This window comes from Paenibacillus sp. EKM212P, from assembly GCF_011066115.1.
Taxonomy (GTDB): domain Bacteria; phylum Bacillota; class Bacilli; order Paenibacillales; family Paenibacillaceae; genus Paenibacillus; species Paenibacillus polymyxa_B.
Map to the genome: position 1 here is coordinate 1 of NZ_JAAMNR010000015.1, position 21,782 is coordinate 21,782.

General features: G+C 40.4%; 18 protein-coding genes, 7 pseudogenes and 1 riboswitch. Of the genes and pseudogenes, 15 read left to right on the top strand and 10 right to left on the bottom strand.

The window, feature by feature from the left end; translation table 11 throughout:
• Nucleotides 1–72 precede the first annotated feature (72 nt).
• Nucleotides 73–717: a YczE/YyaS/YitT family protein gene (locus tag G9G54_RS23885; protein ID WP_165179859.1), complete on the bottom strand. Its 645-nt coding sequence runs from the start codon at nucleotides 715–717 to the stop codon at nucleotides 73–75.
• A gap of 114 nt (nucleotides 718–831) precedes the next feature.
• Here G9G54_RS23885 and G9G54_RS23890 point away from each other — a divergent pair, with 114 nt between their 5' ends.
• From G9G54_RS23890 to G9G54_RS23905, 4 genes are all read left to right on the top strand, one after another.
• Nucleotides 832–1,284 (top strand): MarR family winged helix-turn-helix transcriptional regulator, encoded by a 453-nt coding sequence (locus tag G9G54_RS23890; RefSeq protein WP_165179860.1) that lies wholly within the window; start codon nucleotides 832–834, stop codon nucleotides 1,282–1,284.
• Nucleotides 1,285–1,309: 25 nt separating this feature from the next.
• Nucleotides 1,310–1,834 carry a GNAT family N-acetyltransferase gene (locus G9G54_RS23895; protein WP_053325458.1) on the top strand — a complete coding sequence of 175 codons (525 nt, stop codon included), beginning with the start codon at nucleotides 1,310–1,312 and terminating at the stop codon, nucleotides 1,832–1,834.
• A gap of 77 nt (nucleotides 1,835–1,911) precedes the next feature.
• Nucleotides 1,912–2,010, top strand: a riboswitch (guanidine-I (ykkC/yxkD leader).
• 94 nt (nucleotides 2,011–2,104) lie between these two features.
• Nucleotides 2,105–2,446: a DMT family transporter gene (locus G9G54_RS23900; RefSeq protein ID WP_053325459.1), complete on the top strand. Its 342-nt coding sequence runs from the start codon at nucleotides 2,105–2,107 to the stop codon at nucleotides 2,444–2,446.
• 3 nt (nucleotides 2,447–2,449) lie between these two features.
• On the top strand, nucleotides 2,450–2,764 hold the full coding sequence (locus tag G9G54_RS23905) for a DMT family transporter (RefSeq protein WP_023988641.1): 315 nt from the start codon (nucleotides 2,450–2,452) through the stop codon (nucleotides 2,762–2,764).
• 101 nt (nucleotides 2,765–2,865) lie between these two features.
• Here G9G54_RS23905 and G9G54_RS23910 read toward each other — a convergent pair whose 3' ends face one another.
• Entirely contained in the window at nucleotides 2,866–4,059 is a 1,194-nt protein-coding gene (locus G9G54_RS23910) for a PucR family transcriptional regulator (protein ID WP_165179861.1), read from the bottom strand.
• A 76-nt stretch (nucleotides 4,060–4,135) separates the two neighbouring features.
• Nucleotides 4,136–5,136: pseudogene (locus tag G9G54_RS23915) on the bottom strand (IS110 family transposase).
• 179 nt (nucleotides 5,137–5,315) lie between these two features.
• Between G9G54_RS23915 and G9G54_RS23920 the strand changes: the two are divergent.
• The 3 genes and pseudogenes from G9G54_RS23920 to G9G54_RS23930 all read left to right on the top strand — a co-directional run bounded on the left by G9G54_RS23920 (nucleotide 5,316) and on the right by G9G54_RS23930 (nucleotide 8,300).
• A complete protein-coding gene (locus G9G54_RS23920; protein WP_165179888.1) occupies nucleotides 5,316–6,410 on the top strand; it encodes an L-dopachrome tautomerase-related protein in 1,095 nt (364 codons plus the stop codon).
• Nucleotides 6,411–6,992: 582 nt separating this feature from the next.
• Nucleotides 6,993–7,831: pseudogene (locus G9G54_RS23925) on the top strand (alpha/beta fold hydrolase).
• Between the two features lies 1 nt (nucleotide 7,832).
• Nucleotides 7,833–8,300, top strand: coding sequence for a PAS domain-containing protein (locus tag G9G54_RS23930; protein WP_165179862.1), 468 nt, complete (start codon nucleotides 7,833–7,835; stop codon nucleotides 8,298–8,300).
• A gap of 811 nt (nucleotides 8,301–9,111) precedes the next feature.
• On the opposite strand, the gene G9G54_RS26090 is transcribed toward G9G54_RS23930, so the two are convergent.
• Nucleotides 9,112–9,246 carry a hypothetical protein gene (locus G9G54_RS26090; protein WP_274597360.1) on the bottom strand — a complete coding sequence of 45 codons (135 nt, stop codon included), beginning with the start codon at nucleotides 9,244–9,246 and terminating at the stop codon, nucleotides 9,112–9,114.
• A 405-nt stretch (nucleotides 9,247–9,651) separates the two neighbouring features.
• Between G9G54_RS26090 and G9G54_RS26285 the strand changes: the two are divergent.
• From G9G54_RS26285 to G9G54_RS23945, 4 genes and pseudogenes are all read left to right on the top strand, one after another.
• Nucleotides 9,652–9,954: pseudogene (locus G9G54_RS26285) on the top strand (MarR family winged helix-turn-helix transcriptional regulator); the annotation flags it as partial.
• A 386-nt stretch (nucleotides 9,955–10,340) separates the two neighbouring features.
• A complete protein-coding gene (locus tag G9G54_RS25900; RefSeq protein ID WP_238808387.1) occupies nucleotides 10,341–10,751 on the top strand; it encodes an alpha/beta hydrolase fold domain-containing protein in 411 nt (136 codons plus the stop codon).
• Between the two features lie 21 nt (nucleotides 10,752–10,772).
• Complete coding sequence (locus tag G9G54_RS25905) at nucleotides 10,773–10,964, top strand: hypothetical protein (RefSeq protein ID WP_238808389.1); 192 nt, start codon at nucleotides 10,773–10,775, stop codon at nucleotides 10,962–10,964.
• A 1,204-nt stretch (nucleotides 10,965–12,168) separates the two neighbouring features.
• Nucleotides 12,169–13,203: pseudogene (locus G9G54_RS23945) on the top strand (glycosyl hydrolase); the annotation flags it as partial.
• Between the two features lie 429 nt (nucleotides 13,204–13,632).
• Here the strand turns inward: G9G54_RS23945 and G9G54_RS25910 are convergent.
• From G9G54_RS25910 to G9G54_RS23960, 4 genes and pseudogenes are all read right to left on the bottom strand, one after another.
• The gene (locus tag G9G54_RS25910) at nucleotides 13,633–13,878 is read right to left on the bottom strand and encodes a hypothetical protein (RefSeq protein WP_238808391.1); all 246 of its coding nucleotides are present in this window, start codon (nucleotides 13,876–13,878) and stop codon (nucleotides 13,633–13,635) included.
• A gap of 407 nt (nucleotides 13,879–14,285) precedes the next feature.
• Nucleotides 14,286–14,798 (bottom strand): AAA family ATPase, encoded by a 513-nt coding sequence (locus G9G54_RS23950; RefSeq protein WP_446723033.1) that lies wholly within the window; start codon nucleotides 14,796–14,798, stop codon nucleotides 14,286–14,288.
• A gap of 66 nt (nucleotides 14,799–14,864) precedes the next feature.
• Nucleotides 14,865–15,256, bottom strand: a pseudogene (locus tag G9G54_RS23955) (IS1595 family transposase); the annotation flags it as partial.
• Between the two features lie 296 nt (nucleotides 15,257–15,552).
• Nucleotides 15,553–15,979 (bottom strand): annotated as a pseudogene (locus tag G9G54_RS23960) (LysR substrate-binding domain-containing protein); the annotation flags it as partial.
• Nucleotides 15,980–15,983: 4 nt separating this feature from the next.
• On the opposite strand from G9G54_RS23960, the gene G9G54_RS23965 reads away from it, so the two are divergent.
• Entirely contained in the window at nucleotides 15,984–16,754 is a 771-nt protein-coding gene (locus G9G54_RS23965) for a hypothetical protein (protein WP_165179864.1), read from the top strand.
• Nucleotides 16,755–16,980: 226 nt separating this feature from the next.
• Here G9G54_RS23965 and G9G54_RS23970 read toward each other — a convergent pair whose 3' ends face one another.
• Nucleotides 16,981–18,105, bottom strand: coding sequence for a LacI family DNA-binding transcriptional regulator (locus G9G54_RS23970; RefSeq protein ID WP_165179865.1), 1,125 nt, complete (start codon nucleotides 18,103–18,105; stop codon nucleotides 16,981–16,983).
• Between the two features lie 328 nt (nucleotides 18,106–18,433).
• Between G9G54_RS23970 and G9G54_RS23975 the strand changes: the two genes are divergently transcribed.
• From G9G54_RS23975 to G9G54_RS26095, 3 genes and pseudogenes are all read left to right on the top strand, one after another.
• Nucleotides 18,434–20,035, top strand: a complete 1,602-nt coding sequence (locus G9G54_RS23975; protein WP_238808418.1) for a glycoside hydrolase family 32 protein — start codon at nucleotides 18,434–18,436, stop codon at nucleotides 20,033–20,035.
• A 403-nt stretch (nucleotides 20,036–20,438) separates the two neighbouring features.
• Nucleotides 20,439–20,705 (top strand): annotated as a pseudogene (gene tnpA, locus G9G54_RS23980) (IS200/IS605 family transposase); the annotation flags it as partial.
• Nucleotides 20,706–20,771: 66 nt separating this feature from the next.
• The gene (locus tag G9G54_RS26095) at nucleotides 20,772–20,897 is read left to right on the top strand and encodes a hypothetical protein (RefSeq protein ID WP_274597361.1); all 126 of its coding nucleotides are present in this window, start codon (nucleotides 20,772–20,774) and stop codon (nucleotides 20,895–20,897) included.
• Between the two features lie 186 nt (nucleotides 20,898–21,083).
• Here the strand turns inward: G9G54_RS26095 and G9G54_RS23985 are convergent, their stop codons facing one another.
• A complete protein-coding gene (locus G9G54_RS23985; protein WP_165179867.1) occupies nucleotides 21,084–21,722 on the bottom strand; it encodes a TetR/AcrR family transcriptional regulator in 639 nt (212 codons plus the stop codon).
• Nucleotides 21,723–21,782: the final 60 nt, after the last annotated feature.

Genomic DNA, 21,782 nt, shown 5'->3' on the forward strand with positions numbered 1-21,782 from the left:
AAAGATGCGTCTCCCCATATAAAAATAGAAGTGTCGAAAAGTCCTCTGGACTTTCTCGACACTCTGAGCATTCTATATAGAATGCTTTTTATCTTTCTCATGATTTGGTGATGTATCAGAGTGTGTTAATATGCGGTCAAGTACTTTTTCAGTAAGTGGCATAAAGTAATTGAGTATTAGCCCCCCTAAACAAACGGTTAACAAAGTTCCAATGCCAATGGGTCCATTTAAAATGACTGCTATGATCAAGAATATAAGATAGATGAGTGTTCTCGAAAAAAATAGATTTGTTCTAGTTAATTCTTGTATGATTAATGTTAATCGGTCAACCGGAATTGGTGCAAAATTTGTCTGTAAATATGTTGCAGTTCCTAATCCTACAACAACTAAACCAATTCCAAAACAAACAACTTTGCTGTACCATAGTTCAGGTGCTATCAAATTGTGTAATAAAAAAAGCCACATATCAATACCAATACCCGTTATAAATGCTGTTAACAACCCCAAAACTTCAGGTCTTTGTCTTTTTAAAAGCGAATTACAACATATCAATATTATAGCTATTATGATTTCCCAACTTCCCACAGTAAGCCCTACATTTATGGACAGTCCTACCAAAAGTGCATCAAAAGGTGAAGTCCCAAGGTCTGATTGTATAGTAAACGAAATTCCAAGGGATAATATAAAAATTCCTAATACGAAAAAAACATATCTCACTTTACTCGACCTCTTTAACATAATTTTATGTTGCAAATGCAATAAAAATAAGGTAAATTCAATATATATCATTTTTATTGCATTTGCAATAAAATAGGTGCGAAGGAGTTAACTATGAAGGAAGTACTTCGTGAAATTGGAATGATTGCAAGGGCATTAGATTCTATAAGTAATATAGAATTTAAAGAATATGACCTTACAAAAGGGCAGTATTTGTACCTTGTGCGAATATGTGAAAACCCAGGAATCATTCAAGAAAAGTTAGCTGAGATGATAAAAGTAGATCGAACAACTGCATCTCGTGCTATAAAAAAACTTGTAATTAATGGATTTATTGAAAAGAAAGAAGATAACCATAACCAAAAAATTAAAAAACTCTATCCAACAGATAAAGGGAACAATGTTTATCCTTTTATAAAAAGAGAAAATGATTATTCCAATAACGTTGCATTAAAGGGATTTTCGGAAAGAGAAGTAGAAACCATTTTCAATCTTCTTCAAAGAGTGAGAGAAAATATAGGGGAAGACTGGGAATTTGTAAAAAAGGGGAACAAGAGAAATTATTGATTTACATGAAGGAGCGATACATTAAGTGACTGTAAAAATAATAAAGTGCAACCGTGAAGATTTACAAATACTCCAAAAAATAAGTATTGAAACATTTAATGATACTTTTAAAGATCAGAATTCACCTGAAAATATGAAAGCCTATTTGGAAAAAGCATTTAACTTTAAACAGTTGGAGGAGGAATTGTCCAACGTCTCTTCAGAAATCTTTTTCATCTATTTCAATGAAGAACTGGCTGGATATTTAAAGGTAAATATGAATGACGCCCAATCTGAAAAAATGGGTGATGAGTCGCTCGAAATTGAGAGGATTTATATAAAAAACAAATCTCAAAAACATGGGCTTGGTAAATATCTGCTAAATAAAGCTATGGAAATTGCGATGGAGCATAATAAAAAGAAAATCTGGCTCGGCGTATGGGAAAAAAATGAAAATGCCATTGCTTTTTATAAGAAAATGGGGTTTGTTCAAACTGGCGCACACTCTTTTTATATGGGTGATGAAGAACAAATTGATTTCATAATGACCAAAACAATGATACAAGTTTAGAATGATATAAGAATTCTTTATTATTTTATATTATAATTTATTCACTACTGTGTATAATATTAACTATAATTGAATTCGAAAATGTTTTCTAGGGTTCCGCGATGTAATATCGGCTGGTCCGAGAGAAAACTCACAGTCGTCGTACTGTGCCACGGAGGGATAAAAGCCTGGGAGAAAAACTGCTGTATGCAGTATTCTCTCAGGCTTTTTTTATTGCTGCTATAAATCCATACTACATTTGCAGCATTATCAAAAAGGAGGAAGCACAAAATGAACAAGACATGGTTATCTGTTGTAGTTGCGGCATTATTCGAAGTTGGATGGGTCATCGGCCTGAAACATGCCAGCGGCTGGTTAGAGTGGGGGGGCACTTTAGTTGCCATTTTAGTAAGTTTCATACTCATGATTATGGCTTCCCGTACGCTTCCGGTAGGTACGGTGTATGCAGTATTTGTCGGGTTGGGAACGGCCGGCACTGTATTAGCAGAAATTTTGTTGTTTGGTGCTGAGGTACAAGGATCTAAATTGTTGCTAATTGGGGTGCTTCTGCTCGGAGTTGTAGGGCTCAAAATACAGAGCAAAGAGAAGAAACAAGGAAAAGAGGTGGACTGACGTATGAACTGGGTATTTCTAATTTTGGCAGGCGTATTTGAGATGATGGGAGTTCTCATGATTAATAAGCTCCATAAAGATCGGAATTTCCTGTCTGCTTTTTACCTGCTTGCAGGCTTTGGATTGAGCTTCTTGTTTCTATCCCTGGCCATGGAAACACTACCAATGGGCACGGCCTACGCTGTTTGGACCGGTATTGGAGCTTCTGGCGGTGCCATATTGGGCATGATCTTTTACAGTGAACCGCGTAATACCGCGAGAATTCTGTTCATCGCGATGGTACTCGGTTCAGCAGTTGGCCTAAAGCTGGTAAGCTGAATAATGATGGAATTGGAAAAAATAAAGAAAATAGATAGAAAAGACCAGTATGCAGACAAAGTATCGATAAGAAATTTTGTCTGCATGTTTTTTGCATTTGCTTACCCTTCTATACTCTGATCTTTAGGATCGTCGCGTTGTGCTTTCAGTTTTAGAAAATGAAGAGTCAATTGAAGTTTCAGGCGAATATCACCATCGCTTAGATCAATCTCAAAAAGCTCACGTATCCTGTTGATTCGATAGAACAAAGTATTTCTATGAATAAAAAGTGTTTTAGCAGCAATATTTGGAGTGTCCACATATTGAAGATAGGCTTCAGGGGTAGGCAGCAAACTTGTTTTGTGGGCATTGTCATAAACAATTAACTTTTGGATAACCGGATGGCAGAAGTCAGCGAGATCGTTCTGTTCCGATATGATCTTTCCAATGTGCTCGCAGAGATAGTCCTCATACATATACACTGGCTTGTTAGAATCAAGTTGGAAACCAATCTCGTTGGCGGTTAGGCATTGCTTATAATATTTTCGCAAAAAAGTTAAATGACTAAAGCAGTCACTCAGCGAAGCAGTTAGTCCGTTTACTTGGAGAAATTCCAGAATTCGTTTGTCTTCAGCAATGATTTTACAGGATGAATCAACAAGGGAAATGAGAAATACAATACGTCCCGGATATACGATCCAACGGCTATCCGGCAGTAATTGGATCATATGCTGTGCAACCAGCTGAACTTTCCCGTCAAAAAAGCCGTTCTTCAAGTCTGTCAAGGTCATCACTCTCAAGTAAGGTGTATGCGTCCATTCCAGATGAGTCAGTCGCATTGCGATAATATTAGCATCATTGAGCTCGCCTGTAAGCAGTTCGGAAAGCAAAAAACTATGCATCATTCCTGGATTGCAATTATAAAAGTTGTTCTTTTGCAATTCTACCGAAACCAGCTCACAAAGAAATTGTACGAGTTCAAAATCAATATCTGTAAATTTGCGATCCAGCTCCATAACACTGACCTGCGCGAATTCTATACCATGTACGTACACAAAAGCTGTTATCCAACAGTCGTTGGTCTCCGGATCACGTGAATAATAAGGAATAAGAGCCATACGGGTCAGTTCGTACAGATTGAATTTCTTCATGCTCTCAATATTACTGTCAGGAATATAGCCCAAATTTCGCTGCTGTTCGATATCAGGTCGGCTGGGGATAGGGGCTTGACACATAGCGATTAACTTATAGCCTGCGTCGACAATGATTACCGGATTACCAAAGATGCGGGAGGCCTCGTTTGTAAGTTCGGCCACCCTTATGGCTGCAGGAATGGTTCCTTGTATCGCTGCACGTGATTGACGAAGCGGTGAGAGTTACCTGAACAAGATTCTAAAGCTTTCGAACTTCTTGTTTAACAATTGCTTCTTGCTGTCGTTTTTCGAAATAATTACCGCCTAAATCTTTGTAATCCTTGCTGCGCGTGAGGAGATGGTAAACAATAGTCATGATGGAGTGGGCGACCGCCACGGCCGCTCGGTTTCTGCCTTTTCAGCGTCGGTACTGAACACCCGAGTAATTGTCGGATCTGCATACGGAATGGGCAACTTCAATGAGTGCCGAACAAAGGTATTTGTTGCCTTTGCGAGAGTCTTGGAGGATATTCGTTTACCACTTTCGTTCTGCCTTGGAACTAGACCTATCCACTAACAGAGATGAGTGTCGGAGGGGAAACGCGCACCAATGTCGGTCCCGACTTCGTGCAGAATTTGTTCCACGGTGCGTGTTGCGATCCCCGGGATCGTATCTAGCCTTCTTCAGTGTTCTTCGGGCGAATGCAGCCAGCTTTTCCATATCTTCTTCACCCTCGATCAGGAATTCATCATGTCGCTGCTGCTCACCCCATGATGTCGGAGACAACGGCAGCTAGTTTAATGTTGGCTCCTTCCAGCACTTTTTGGCCCGGTTGTGTTCGCGGGACCGTCTCTGAATCAGGCTGCAACGGTAACGAACTAATTCGCGCAGTTCTCTTAGGTTCCGGTCTGGGATGTAACTGGGTTTCAGCAGACCGTGGCGGAGCAGATTACAAATCCATTCTGCATCTTTTACGTCCGTTTTTCTGCCGGGAATGGCTTTGATGTGCTGGGCGTTAACGACGAGGAACTGAATTTCTTCAGCTTCAAGCAAATTCACGATCGGTTTCCAGAACACGCCGGTACTTTCCATGGCCACATGAGTGCAGCAATGTTGCTTGATCCAGTCGATCAAATCAAGCAGGAAAACCGTGTAGGTATGAAACGTCTTAATCGCTTTCCTTCGGGAGTTACGACACATGCGGTAATGGACTTCTTGTGAACATCCAAACCGCAAGCTCGCTCGATCAGGACATCCATAACATTCACCTTTCTACGGCAATTAAAATTGAGAACTGGCGCAACAACCAGCAAAGGGTTACTCTACCCAGCGTGCTTCTATGTTATGGTTAGAAAAGAATCATTAAGAGGCAGGCATTAGAAAAAGTTTTTAAACATATTATAGGTAATATCCGTTCAAATATGTTGGGGAGGATATCATAAAACCTATGTTACCTATGGAAGAATATTTCGGTAAGTTAGAACTCGTTTATTCATTTTATGGGGCTATGCCTACAGGCGTTGGTGTATCAGAAACCGGACGTATCTTCATTTGCTTTCCGAAATGGGGAGATGACGTTAGATTTACGGTAGCGGAAATTGTTGAGGGTCGGTTGCAGCCTTATCCTAATTTAGAAACGAATTTGGTAAATCCTTTGAATATCACTATGTCCTTCATCAGTGTCCAAAGTGTAATTGCTGATGGAAGGGGAACCCTGTGGGTACTGGATACAGCTGCACCAAATTTTTCTGAGCCTATTAAAGGAGGGGCAAAATTAGTCGCTGTAGATTTAAAAACAAATACAATAAGAAAAGTATACACGTTTGCAGAAGATGCAATCTTGCCGACAACGTATCTGAATGATGTCCGATTTGATTTTCGTGTTGGTAAATCAGGTTACGCATATATAACGGATTCTTCTTCCAAAGGTCCAGGCGCTATTATAGTCGTAAATTTAGAAAATGGAAATGCGTTTAGACGGTTAAATGGAGCAAATTCAACTTCACCCGATCCGTATTTTTTACCGAAAGTGGAAGGTAAAATTTTGATGAATCGAAACACAGATGGTTCGACATCTCCCTTTCGATTGGCCTCTGATGGTATAGCGATTTCCCCTGATGGAAAAATTATATTTTTTTGTCCATTAACCAGTCGTCATCTATACTCGATCTCAACAGAAGCCCTAAGAGACAGAACGATACCGGATTTCAATTTACGTTATCATGTGCAGTATTGGGGAGAAAAAGGTGCGTCTGATGGATTGATAACCGATGCAAAAGGAAACGTTTACGCTGGTGACTATGAAAACGATAGTATTCGAAAGATATTTCCGAATGGAATAATGGAAACCATCGCACATGATCCGAGAATTTTATGGCCGGATACTTTTTCTATTGGTCCAGATCAATACTTATATGTTATTGTGAACCAATTACATCGGCAGGCAAGATTTCATTATGGAAAAGACCTGCGACAAAAACCTTATAGTTTACTTCGTATAAAAATTGATGAATTACCTGCTCCTACCTTTTAATAAATATTTCACTTTACAAAGTTGACTTTATTTGAATAGAAAATGCATTTCATAACCAATGCATGCTGCCACACAATTAGTAGTGGCATGTATTGTTAATTTCAGCAATTCCAGGGAAGCTCTACATATTCTTATGTATACTTAAATTAGGACGTTTACGTTTTTTGAGAAATTGGAAATCAAATAGCTTTAATCGGTATGCTAGCTGCTGTTATTTTTGATCTTAAGCACTACACTACATTGTAGACTATCGGTACTCTGTTAAGAGCTAACAGGCAGTTTAGTCCAACGAGTAATCCTAATTCCGAAAAAACATTGTGGATAATGGAGCTGCAAACTGGCGACGGTAACTCAACTGGTGTTAGTCTCTTTAATCCAGCTTAGGTTCTTCGATTGTAAAACTATAAATCAAATCGGTGAATTGGTGGCTAGCCTTTAAGCCAATGATATGCGTAGCTTCTTGTGGAACCGCAGATAAGAGTCAAGCAGATGATTACGCACGTCAGAAAAAATTTAAAAATCTTGATATAGTGGTATAATGATTTATTGAACAGAATTTATCGTAACCAGGAGGAAAAGTCGATGGATAGCCAACAAATTCTCATTCGAAACAACGTCAAAGTAAGGGGCTTTGGTTCCAAGACTCTTATATTCGCCCATGGCTTTGGCTGTGACCAGAACATGTGGCGCTTTGTCGCACCAGCTTTCAAAGAGAAGTACAAGCTGGTATTGTTTGACTTTGTAGGTTCGGGAAAGTCCGATATGCAGGCCTATAATCCTTGTATTTATCATGATCTGAACGGGTATGCCCAGGATATCTTAGACATTTGTTCAGCGCTCGAATTGAAGAATGCCATTCTAGTGGGTCATTCCGTCGGTGCTACTATCGGTATGTTGGCCTCTATTCAAAGATCGGAATACTTTGATCGGCTTGTTCTGATTGGTCCTTCTGCACGATATTTGAACGATTTACCTGATTACATCGGCGGGTTTGAACGGGAAGATCTGATGGATTTATTGGACTTGATGGATCAAAACTTTCAAGGTTGGGCGAGCTATCTAGCTCCTGTCATTATGGGGAATACAGACCGGCCGGAATTATCTCAAGATCTTGAGTTGAGTTTTTGCGCAACCGATCCTAAGGTAGCCCGTCGTTTTGCGGAAGCAACGTTTCTCTCTGATTACCGTAAGGAACTCGGCAAGGTAGTGGTGCCTTCGTTGATTTTGCAATGCTCCGATGATGTAATCGTTCCGATGGAAGCTGGAGCCATATCCACCAGCAGATGAAGGAGAGCGAGTTCCGACTGATGGATGCAACCGGTCATTGTCCACACGTAAGCCATCCGGATGAAACCATTAGACTCATCAGCGAATATCTTGCCTCAATCGATTCAATACAGGAAAGCGAGTTGCACACATAATATGGACGAACGGTTGGATCATGCCCCCTGCGGTTATTTGTCGATGGATCAAAATCTGACAATACGCATCGTCAATGCAACGCTGTGCCGCTTGTTAGAATATGAAAAACAAGGGGTAAACGGTATCAGTTTTGAATCCCTGCTAAATCGGTCCAGCCAAATTTTCTTTCAGGTTTATTTTTTACCGTTGATTCGGCTTAATCATCACGTAGATGAGATATATTTAATGATGAAAACGGGTAGCGGCGGAACACTTCCCGTTCTTTTAAATGCTGTGATTCGAGAGCAGGGAGACGAATTGGTGTACGATTGTGTCTTAATTCCCATGCTGCGTAGGAAGGAATACGAGCAACAGATTGAAAAAGCTGAGAAAGCCTGTCGGAAGGCGGGAGAGGAGCTACTAAAGATTGAGCAGGAGCTTGATAAAAAAAAGGAAGAACTTTCATCTTTACCTAATCCCAAGATATAGTTCAATGCTTCTTTGAGTAGTTATACTCTAAAAGCCCGAATTACCCCGGCTTTTTATTTTTGGCTCTGTTAAACTATAGTATTGATAATGTCTATTGGAACCTCCCAGCTATCAGACTTACCTTTATTGACTACCGATAGGCAATTAAAAGAACAGGGAATTTGAACGAGGACCTATACGAACTCGCAAGTGATTTTTTTCAAGCGAATGAACACCCCTTTCGGTAAACAGATGTTGTCGTTATTGATATCAACATTATTAGGTATTCGAAGATTTCCGAATCATTTTGGGAGAATCACTCGCTGCCAAAACTAAGGAAATTTCAAGTATTATTGATCACTTGAACGATGGTGTGTAAATGTTGACCTAGCTGCGGATCTTATGGTTGGTTTTAAACCACCAGCAAGTGATTTGGATGGCTCCATTAAGCAAGGAATTGAAATAGTTGTGAATGGTATGTGAAAACCTGATTAGGTCTTGTAGAAATTCTACAAGACTTATTTCATTGACATCTCCGATACGATACTGTCACCTCGCTCCAGTCTACGTGTGTCTCCCAATTCAGGACTGAATGAGATCGTTAATAATAAGCGGTCTGACCTTGTTACATAGTTTATATGATCTTCTTTTTTGACATGATCTCCACTTTGGGATAAAAAGATTTCACGTAAACAAGGTTTTGAATTTCAAGTTGTAAGTTACGTTCCCTTCTTCCTGATTTAGTTTCCAAGTTTAAGTTATAAGTGGGTGCCGTTTTTGAGAAAAGTTATAAGCGATGGCATACCCTTGTCACCTTTTTGACACAATTGCTTTACGTATTATATTTACGCACATTCATCTTTCGAAGATCGTTGAGAGAGTTGATGTCCTGCTTTCGATGATTGTATTTATTGGAATCGGAGTCAAAACGGCTGGCTTTATGTTTGGTGCCGTCATTGGGCTCCAAACGATAACCCCCTTTAGATATAAGCCTGCTTTACTGTTGCTAAGCATCATCATATACGCTCTTACGTTTCTCTCCTCTAGGTTAACCGAATTTTTGTGGTTCGGTCTTCATGTAGCTGCTGTAGTCACGAGCATACAGGTCGTAAAAGATAATGAATGCAAGCATTTAAAATGGATGTTGAAAATAGTACGACACCCGTACTGAAATTTTAGTACGATATCGTACTATTTTCGAGGAAAAGGGAGGTGCAAAATGGGAATTATAAAGAAGGAAGAGCTGTTTTTTTATCAGCATCAATAGATGCATTGCTGGCTAGAATAGTTTCGAGAAAACACAGGGAATCTGAGGTTAATACTTTAACAGCAACACAAGCAAGAATTTTGTTTTACCTTTTGGAGGAAAGACGAAGTACCTATACATGAAATCTCAAGGATTAGCAATCTTCAGAAGTCAACTTTAACAAGTATATTAACTAAGTTAGAAAAAGCAGGACATATCAGTTTTATACCTTGCCCAACAGACAGACGGAAAACAATAATTAAAGTAGTGAATAGAAACGAAAATTTAGTGGAATTGAATAAAAAGATTATTGATGAAGTCGGAGATTTTTTCTACAAGGGATTTAATGAGGATGAAATAGCATTGTATCAAAGTTTCTTAATAAGAAGTTTAGATAACTTGATAGAATGCGAGAAAGCAAAAAAGTGAGAATCATTTGAAAGGCCTTAAGGCATAGCTTTGAACCAGATTCTCGCTAATTCAGATTAAATGTTTCCAACCGCCGTCGGGATTAGATTCAAATTCAAGCCGAAAGGTTGTAACCGAAGCAACTCCTGTCTTGGTGTATGTTCATGGTGGAGGATGGAGTATAGGGGACTATCAGGGTGATGATGCTCCTAAAGATGCAAAAAAACAAAACTGCCGCACCACAAATGACGGATAGAGCTACAGATCAAGTGGCTAGAAGATTCAGCATACCAAGTTTTCAAAAAAGTATTAGAGGGTAAAATAACCTTTGTTTCAATAGATGATTATCGAGTGGTGAAGCAATTTTTCCGGCTCCAATCTATGATGTAAAGGGCAGTATCAGATATTTGCGTGCGCATGCCAAGGAATACGGTATCGATCTAGAAAAAATTGCAATAGCAGGAAATTCTGCAGGTGGACATCTAGCTACCGAACTCGCTGTTACTAGTGATATAAAAGAGTTCGAAGGTGATGTTGGGGGCAATCTTCAGTATTCGAGCAAAGTAATGGCAGCCGTAGATTTTTACGGTCCAACAGATATGTTTACCATGGGACCTGAAATGGATTCAACCTTGCTATCTCCTGAGGAGGCAGCCGAGACACATGACTCTTCACGAGCAGGTGAAGCCAAACTTCTTGGATTTGATAAAGAAGGGCAAGGTGTGGCAGTCCTGAGAGATATTCGAGATAAAAAGCAAACAGATTCTCCTAATTGCGAAAAAGTCAAGTTAGCAGAAGTGGCTAGTCCTATAAATTAAGTATCTTCAGATGATCCACCAATGTTTATTGCACATGGAGGAAGTGACAGTTTAGTATCTATTCAACAAAGTTTGAGACTTAGAGACGCTCTTAACCATGCAAGGGTAGAAAATATTTTTATGTCTAACTCTAAAGCTCCCCATGGTGGTCAGGGTGAAGATGTTAATAATGCAGCTATAACTTGGGTAACAAAAAAACTGCTTAATAAATGAGCTATTCTGAATATTCATGTTAAAAAAGAGAACCCTCTTTATGAACTGACCCCTATCAAGTAAACAGTAATAAAAAAAGCAATATTTAAGCAACCTGAGTCCGATATTCATACGGTCTTAGGTTGTTTAATTTTATGCAGAGAATATTAGTTTTTTATGGATAGACGTTAATTAGATAACATGTTCCACTTTTTCACCTGTTCGAAAAGTGTAGCGTTTAAAACACTCTGATTTGAAAATGGCTAAAGAAATTTCAAGTCATTTCTACAGCTGATCTAATAGGCGATAATCTCGTTGTTATACAGGTCTTTGATGGCAGATAGGTTTTATGTCCATTAAATATTAAATAGCGTAATAAGGATTTTGCTTACGTATGACAGCTTAACTCCTCATCTCGTTCATCAAGCGTATTCTCGATCCATACTTTGACCCGTCGATAATCGTAGATTCCTCTTACCTCTTTACAGCATCCGCTATCTTCATTTTGATCTGTTCGTCCTCGAGCTGCGTGGAAGAAGTAAACTGATTCGTTTTCACCACTTATGTGTGTGAGTATGAATCCACTATATAGTACAAGAATAACAATAATTTAAATCAAAATTCATAAGGGTGAATTAAAGATTCATAAAAATGAAACGGCAATATTTTCTTTATCACATACTTAGTCTCTACCACTCTTTGCAGAAATTGATAGTTTGTTGTTATATGAAATAATTTTCACTCCAATAGAACTATTTCAATTTTTTTCCTTCATGTCGATATAATTGAGGATTCGCCAAAAAGCCTTTTCATATAGGAAGATGGGATCAACTCGCTAAACAAAAAAATAATGTACGTTGCGATTGATGGTATCAGTCAACCAGCCGATCCTTAGGGAAGGAGGTAGTGTACTAGAAAAATGGATTATGTTATGCACAAAAATAGGGGGCTAAAACAGAGTATAAATACTTGAGATCGTGGGATTAGGTTCTTTGATAACTTCTTGTTTCCCACATAACAGACCTTATTTTGCGATAACAGACAGCGAGATATAAACATTAGGAGGATAACCAATATGAATTCATTTAAAAAAACGAAGAGCTTGATCAGCACTCTGACCGGGGCAGCGTTATTATTCTCGCTACCAATGACGGCAGGCGCAGAGAGCAATATCAACTATTTTGCCCATGCATCCGAAGAACCGGTTACCGTGTCTGAAGCTGTGTATGAAGCAGGATCAGGCGTTCTGAACGGGGGGGTGGCCGAGTTTCAAAAATCGACGGTCACTGAGGAGCATCAGGTTAGGAAGACACTCGTTAATCCCAACGCCTCGCCTGAAGCCAAATCGTTGATGAGCTATCTGGTCGATCAATACGGCAAGAGCATACTATCCGGTCAGCAGAACAGTTCTAACATTAGCTGGATGCAGGACGCGATTGGTAAAAAGCCAGCCATTGTCGGATTCGACCTGATGGATTATTCACCGTCTCGAGTCGAGTACGGCGCTTCCTCCTCCGAGATCGAGAATGCGATCGATTGGCACAGCCAAGGCGGTATTGTCACCGTCGTATGGCATTGGAACGCGCCGAAGGGTTTAATTGACCAGCCCGGTAAAGAGTGGTACAAGGGATTCTTCGGAGATTCCACCACTTTCGACGTTGATTACGCGTTGGATCACCCGGAATCCGAGGATTATAAACTTATTTTGCGGGATATCGATGCCATTGCGGCACAGCTTCAAAAGCTAAAAGATGCGAAAATCCCCGTGCTCTTCCGGCCGTTGCATGAAGCGGAAGGAGGATGGTTCTGGTGGGGCGCGAAAGGTCCGGAGCCGTCAAAGAAACTTTACCACCTGGTGTACGACCGCTTAACGAACGTGCATGATCTGAACAATTTGATTTGGGTCTGGAACTCTAGCGCACCGGAGTGGTATCCGGGACACGATGTTGTAGACATCGTGAGTACGGACCATTATCCGTCTGCGGGCGACTATAGACCAGTCACTGACAAATATGACGCACTCGTCTCGCTTGTGAACAACCAGAAGCTGGTCGCATTAACCGAGAACGGCGCGATCCCGGATCCGGATTTACTCTCCAGTGACGGAACGAACTGGAGCTGGTTCACTACCTGGACGGGAGAGTTCCTGACCGATGGCGTAAACAACAGCCGGGAGCATTTGAACAAAGTGTTTAACCATCCAAACGTGATCACGCTCGATGAGCTACCGGATGTAGATCATTACGGCCAAAACAATTAACGGTGTGTCGTAAGTGCACAATGAACAACCCAGGCCTCCTATGCGGATACGGGTTGCCTGATCTCCGACAAGATCATACCGACGCAGGGCAGTTTTACCTTGACGGTAACAAATAAGAGAAGTCTTTGTGAAAGATAAAGAGGGGAATTGGACAGAAGACTTCGTTAGGTTTAGACTCCATGCCAATGAACCTGCAATGATTGAATGAAATTTAAAAAACGCTATGCTGAAGTGATGCACTGGTATTATCCCCTTTTAGTAGACAAGAGAAAAAAGACATCTGGTAAGATGGATTTAATCTTGTTGAACGGAGGGGATTTTTTCATGGCCAAAAAGGGACAACCCTTTCGGCAGTCTCCTTGGAGTTAAAGATGGAGGCAGAAAAAAACAGGTACTCGAGTATATTTCATTTTATAACCAAAGTAGATTTCAGAAAAAAATTAAACAACCTGTTAGTTCTGAACTAAATAACAATAAGCATCCTAGCAGGACAGCAAGTATAACCACAACAGCTGTAGCCGTAGCCCCCATTAGGGATTTCATTAACTTATCAGTCCCTACAAAATACGGAAATAGGTACACGATAAAAGCCATTTCGCTGAACAGGGCCACGACGATCATTGTACCATTCCATATTCCAGCTGGTTGCCCAGCTGTAACCAATGCAACGGCCATGTCTATATTCATCTCTTTCGAGGCGAATAGGGGGAATGCCAGAACTGAGATTTCATGAAGCACTGGCATAGACCGTTAACGTCAAAAGTTTTAATTGATAAAATTCTAACGAAATGTGATTCCGTATGTCGAACATTACTGTAAATAAGATGATTGTTGCACAATACCAAACGGGATAAAGATTAAAGTCGCTAATTCTCTCGTTACACATAGAAACTATTTCTTTTATAGAGAGGCCGATTTTACGAATACCTGTATATTTTTCTTTTTCTAAGGCTATGTTAAATTCTAATGTTGATTTTTGAATATAAGAAAACCGCCTTGATGAAAAGGCGGTTTATTGAGCTATCGTATCCGTTTGTTTAACTTTTGTATCGCATCAAATAGTGAGTAAAGAAGATTTTTTTTCAATCACAGCTTTTATTGTTGAAACACTTTGATTGATTTGTTGTGTCAATAATATTGGATTCATAGTGCTCCAAATTGTTAAATTGCTCCCACATTTTCTCTACCAACTCAATGTGGGCATCTTCGTCCAATTTGGAACGATTGATTGCTCGTTTCATTGTTACTTCTTTAATCGCTCTTAAGATAATGTAATGTACTTCATAATTATCTTGTACGGCTTTTAACCACGGTTCTAAGAACCAAGGACCAACAATTCCATCTATAATCACATCGAACCCACCACGTGCAAAACGTTTTGCAGCTTCCAAAAAGGCTTCAATAACAATTAAGTTTTGTTCTTGTGATTCAGGTAAAAATGGAGGGATTGCCCCCTTATGAATGTAGTGATAGAAATCATCAGTGTGCATATGTACCGACTTTGATAAATTAGACTCTTTAGCAACAATTGATGCCGTTGTACTTTTACCAGTCCCTGGTGAACCAGTAATTATAATAATTCTGCCTTGTTTCATAAATATTCTCCTTAATTAAATGTAGGCTTAAAACTACACCCTTCAATCAACTAACCTGCCACATTTCTTCAAGCGGCTATGATAGCTGTTTACGTTTAGGATATGGTACACGCCTTTGCCACGTTGTTTTCCTTCGGACTTGAATCGGTAATGAGCCAAGCCCTTTGGATTCGCATAGGAGCTGAATGCCTGCCAGGAATCCGTGCAAAGCACGTTTTGGTCCGATAGATGACCGCCAATCGCCTCATCTAATTTCGTTGTCCGAATGCGACCACGCCCAAGAACGCCAGAGTAAGTCATTTTCTGACGGTCACGGGCAACGAGGACACACACTTGGTCCTTGCTTATGCCACGATATTTAGCGATTCCGCCTCGATACGTGGCTTGCGTTCGGTGATGTTCCTCTTGCCCTTTTCCAATTACAGAAAGTATGTCTCGTCCATTTCAACGATAGCTTCTGTCTTTAGAAGCGATTTGCTGATGTGCATCTTCCAAATCATAAAACCAGGAGAGATTTGTAATGGTCAATCATAACAAACGGAGTTTGGCGAAAAGGGATCAGCGATGTTACACGCGAAAAAAAACGGCCTCTTTTGAATGATCCAGCGTGAAGGTCGTCTTTTTATTGTCCTCCGAATACCATTACTCAGATGTCATTTCATTACCTGATACGACATCTCATGCAGCTAGAGGCAAAAAGAATATTATGATTCGAGTAGACAATACGATAATACCAATTATCCAACAACGGTGCTCATCTTGATCTTTCGATCTCGTTATCCGTTTCACGTATCGACTTTATAACAAGTTCAGAGAAAGCTTTCACTGTTGGAGATAGCCACTTTTTCTTTTTAATCAGCATATGGGAGTATATCGGATCGAACTTTTCGGAATGACTTACAATTTTAAGTTTTCCACTATCCACGTCTTCTTTAACTGTAATATAAGGCAAAAAAGAAAATCCAAGCCCACTCATAACGGTTTGTTTAATCGCCTCTATACTCCATAACTCCATGGTTTGAAATGGATGAATATCATGCTTTACAAGATATCTTTCAAACATGGTCCGATAACTACAGCCTTCTTCATTTAAAAAAATGGTTGGTGTTCTCTCGCTTATATTCATCGAAATGGTCTGGGCCGTCATTGCTGCACACCAGGACAATGTTCTCCTGGGCCACATTCATGTACCCCGAACGGGTAAGGGGACTTCATCTCAATTATATTCCTGGAAGCTACAAGCCACCCCTCACTCCGAATACACCATCTGTTAGCGAAGAAGAGCGAGCTTACTTTGACATCGTAGCTGAGTGGTTGGAGCGAGAAGGTGCTTATAGCGCCCTTCATAGAACGAAGCCGGAAACACTGGCTTTTGCACTAAGTGATTCCCCAACCGGTCTTACCAGCTGGATGGTAGAAAAATTTCAAGGTTGGAGTGACTGTGACGGAGATATGGAAAGGTCTTTTTCACTTGATCATATCCTCACCAACATATCGATTTACTGGTTTACCAATTCGATTGCCTCTTCCATACGAATATATACTGAAGGCACCAAAATGCCACTGCATTTCACCGAAGGCCAGCGTGTTACTGTTCCAACAGGGGTTTCCTTATTTCCCAAGGAGCTACCCACGCCTCCTCGAAGCTGGGTAGAACGCGTCTATAATATTACGTACTGGGAGAAAGCGAATAAAGGCGGTCATTTCGCCGCTATGGAAAATCCTAAATTGTTTGCCGAACATCTAAATCATTTTTTTTCATTCATTAAGCATCTGATAGTCTCTATCCTTGAGAGGGCTATGAAACACCAGTACAACTGGTTACCGTCTTCAGAATGCAACTCTTCAGGTGCTTCTTTTACCAGACTTAGATTTACTCTTAAAGGGAAAATGACACAAAGTTGCCCCTTAAACCCAGTCTCAGACATAACCACAGTGAGATTGGAGTTGATCTAACTAGTAAAATCATTGTAAAAAGAGGCACGCTTTGTATTATAAATTCAAATAGGGTTAAACTTTGTGTCACTGGACAGTCCTGCAGCGATGATTTTTGGGTGGAATTAGCCATAACCAGTAAGATTTACTTCTCAATCAGATCGAAGCCACAGAGAGATATCCAGTGGTAAACAAACAATGACAAAATAAGCTTCCCCTCATTAACACCGGGGAAGCTTATTTTGTCTCAGCCCTCATTCTTTACCGCTGCTCGTCTCGTTTTAGAAGTCGGTTTGGGAACGGCCGTTGATTCACCAATTACGATGCGAGAAATCAGTCGCACGAACTCGTACGGACGGTCTGCATGCTTCATCCGCCAGAGTAGCTGTTCGAAGGAGCGAGCACCGATCCGGTCGGCCTTCACTTCAGCTGTCGTCAGTCGAGATAGAGTTGGCGTGGAATCAGTGTGTTTACCCATTAAATCAAACCCGGTAACCGACAAATCTGTCGGGACGCGAAGACCAACCGATTCAAGATAACGGATGATCTGCAACGCTACCAGGTCGTTTGCGCAAACGAATGCGGTTGGAAGTGGGTTCATGGCGTCAAGTCGGCCGGCAAATTCTTGAATAGAGTAATAATTCGACAGACTAGGTTCCAAGATACAGTAATTTTTATTAATGGGTAAATCCGCATCTACCATGGCATGCCTGTAACCAAGATAGCGTTCCATAAAAGATCGGCTTATCGAGATGTCACCGATAAATCCAATCTCTTTATGTCCCAAGTCAATCAGATGGCATGTAAGGTTTCGGACAGCCTGTTCGTTCTCAGAAAGTACGGAATCGCACAAAATCCCACAAGTGCCCGAGTCATAATAGCCGTCAATCAGTACAACTGGAATACCGCTCTCTGTAACGGCTTCAGCGTATCGCTTGCTTGTAATGCCTGCTAGAATGATACCATCTGCAGAATGACTGGTGATAGTATCGGGTAGCCGAGCGTCGTGTAAGTCTTCGTCAGTCCCGAACTTGAGAACGAGTTGGTAGTTGTTCTGGCGAGCCGATTCTTCGACACCGCGAAGTACCTCGCTCCAAAACTCCTCCTGGAAGATGTTGATGCTGGATTTAATCATGAATGTAACCGTTTTGGTATATCCAACCTCGAGCTCGCTAACTTGGGAATTATAATCAAAATCCACCGGGACTGAGTTCCTGCGGACATGCCGGTAGCCGAGGCTCTCAGCTGTCTCAAGTACGAGTTTTCGCGTTCTTTCGGGGATACTCGGATGATTGTTTAACGCCTTAGACACGGTTGCACGTGATAAGTTAAGCTGTTTAGCAATATCGGACGTCGTATATTTATTCTTCATGGGTCTACTCCAAACCTCAAGGTTTTAGTTTTATGATATCAATCTCCATGACAGTATAGCATATTCAGAACATATAGCTACAACAGGTTTTACAAAATGGATTTTGTAATTCTCGAAAATCTTGATTGAAGAAATCTGCTTCCCTACACTTATTATTTTGACAATTTTGACAAAAAAATTGACGTTATATTTACAAAATAGCAAATTTGTAAGTTTACATAGTATTCATGTAGCGTTACAATAGTCTTGTTGTAAGCGTATTTATGCATCTAATGGAAACTGGGTAGCAAATATAATAAAAGAAAAGATGGAGGTTTTTAATTTGAAAATGGTATGTGATTCCAAGTATCTTATTTTTCCAGCAAGTCATCATGCTCAAAAGAAGCGAGTAGAATTTTATATCGATGGAATTATGCAATATGATCTTGAGGTTCAGTTGGATTTTATCAATCCTGATTATGAATTTTATTTAAATGTTGAACGATTTAAGGGCAATCAATTGGAATTAACTTGTGTCCCCGAAGTTGACTTGCAACTAAAGAAATCGGATAAAGGACTTCCAGACCAAGAGGCTTATACAGATCAATACCGCCCAGGATTCCATTTTACCGCCAAAAGAGGGTGGCTTAACGATGCTAATGGTCTGGTCTATTACGACAATCAATATCTAATGTTTTATCAGCACAATCCTGTTGGGAACATTTGGGGGAATATGCACTGGGGACATGCAGTGAGTAGGGACCTGGTTCATTGGAATGAAAAAGATATTGCTTTATATCCCGATCCTACAGGAACGATGTTTTCAGGATCAGCTATCGTAGACACGAATAATGTTACTGGACTCCAAGAGAATGAAAATGATGTGATTTTGATATTTTATACAGCAGCTGGAAACACTTCTGAAACTTCGAAGGGTCAGCCCTTTACTCAATGCCTTGCGTACAGTACAGACAGAGGCGTCAGTTTTAAAAAATATAATAAAAATCCTTTGGTGCAACAGATTGTGCCTGGCAATAGGGACCCGAAAATCATTTATTATGAACAAAGTAACAGTTATATCATGTCTCTTTACCTCGATAATCATCAGTTTGCATTACTCTCTTCAAAAAATCTGTTGGATTGGAAGCAAATCCAGGTCATTACTCTATCTGATGAGGCCGAATGCCCTGACTTTTATCCACTTGCATTGGATGACGATGAACAAAAAATCAAATGGGTACTCATTGGTGCATCGGATGTTTATGTTATAGGCAGCTTTGATGGGAATACTTTCAAACCTGAAACAGAATTGAAGAAACTGAAGTATGGCAATAGCGGCTATGCTTCACAATCCTGGTCCAATATCCAACGAGAAGATGGAAGAAGAATCAGGATTGCTCATAGTTCCAGTACAATCCCATCGGTACCCTTTGGGGGCTGCATGAACTTCCCTTGTGAGATGAAACTAAAAACCTATCAAGATGATGTCTTTTTATGTGCCTATCCGGTTCGAGAAATTGAAGAATTGTTTATGAGTAACGATAGTGTTGAGAATATTCAGCTTGTTTCAGGTTCTGCATTTACAGAGAAGTTAACAGGCAAGCTCTATGATATTACCCTGAATCTTTCACCAACAAGCGATGTAAGGTTTAGTTTATCAATTTTTGGACTCACCATAGGCTACGATGGCAGCAAAAAGGAATTGAACTGCTTGGAAAGCTTCGCTCCTGCAGAACCTTACGAAGGGGACATTGAAATACGAATTCTTATTGACACAATCATAACTGAAATCTATATTAACGGCGGTAAAGCATATTTGTGCATGAACCATATTCAGGATTATAATATGAACAGACTGGAGCTGAAGTCACTGCAAGGCAGTGTACTACTAAACGAATTAAAGATAGTAGAACTACAAAGGATATGGAGCCATGAGGAGTCAACATCATAAAGAAAAAACTTAGAATGGAAGCTGGCGTCGAAACTTATTCGGCGCCAGCTTGTTTAGTTTCAATTGAATCTATTCTTAGTTGTACATATTGAATTGAACAGGTAAAGGTGCCTAACGAACAGTATATATTGTAATCCTTAGCCATTGAAAAAGTTTAATATATTTATTAGGGTTAATGTATATTCGGGAGTGTTGGCAGAGAGAAGATTTGCGAAGAAAACTTAGGCATCTATTTAAAGATAGAGGCCTTCCGAGAACTTTACAAGAATTTTAAATACTATTGCCCAATCGTACATAAGGTTTATGCCCTTATGTACGATTTTTTATTTGCACAAGAAAACTCCAGTTCGACTGGGGGTTTAGGAAAGCTATGAGTAGTCATCCTTTGAACTCAGGTGATAAGATGAGAGCCGGTTTGTCGACCGCTCAAACTTACCAGGGAGGACAAAGGGTGGACAAGAGCAGTCTAGCACATACGAAGTGGAACTGTAAATATCATATCGTATTTGCTCCTAAGCATAGAAAACAAGTAATCTACGGGAATTTGTAACGAGAGATAGGAAAAAAATTTAGGGAACTATGCGTGTGAGAAGGAGTAGAGATTATCGAAGCGGAAGCACGTGCGGATCACATACACATGTTGGTAAGTATACCGCCGAAGCTAAGTATCTTCCCCTCTATAAGGTGCAGGTTAAAATAGCCCGAATCTTTAACCCCTATTGGGGTGGGTTAAGGAATGATGATGGAAGTGCAATCTCTTAATTCTGTCAATCAGGCAGAGGCTACCGGAGTAATTATTAACATCGGTAATCCTGTGGAGCATACTATTCTTGGATATCGCTCAACTCATCAAAGAAATTGACACAATCCAATAGCAAAATTACGTTTCAACCGCTAACCCCAGGACCATCCAAATATGAGGTGTCCCAACATTGATAAAGCAATCAGACTTCTAAGTTGGGACCCCACTATTGACATTGAAGAGGGGCTGACGCGTACAATCTGTTCCTACAAGAAATATTGTAATTCGTGTGCGGTGCTTGAATCCCTAAGAACGGATATACGAAAGCAGCATTTCTTTTAGGATACGCTGCTGTTTACGAGGAGTAACATCGTCCTCCAAATATGAGATCGGCGACTTGAGCGCAATGTTGTTGCCGAAGGTACCGTATGCGTTAATAATCGTGATTAGGGTCTCTTTAACTGGAATATCCGTTCGGATGGAGCCGTCAACCCGCCCGTCATCAATAATACGCATGAATATTTTGGAGATTTCCTTTTGCGTATCGATGTAATCCTGAATATCTTGAAGCGGGCTTTTCGCAAAGGAAGCGTAGCTTTCAAATGCCTCTCGAAACTTGACCCCGTTGTTTGGCTGCACATGGTCGTCTTTCGTTAAATAGTCCAATACATTCTCCAGTCGCTCGTATGCCGAATGGTCCGAGCCTGCGAGTTCTCTAAATGCCCCGATGTTTTTCTCGAGGTTGGCAACGGCAACAGCGACAATCAGTTTATCCTTTTTTGGAAAATATCGAAACAACGTGGCGATGCCGATGCCCTCGGCATCCGCGACATCTTGCATTTGGACATGGTCCAGTCCTTTGTCGAGGAATAATTTCTCTGCTTTATGAACAATACTTTTATAACGTGTGTTTTTCTTCCTTTCACGCAATCCGGTCGATGGCATAACGCCATTTCACCTCTTTCTATTTGCAGGCGATTCCGCTTGGATAGAGTTCTTAACTAC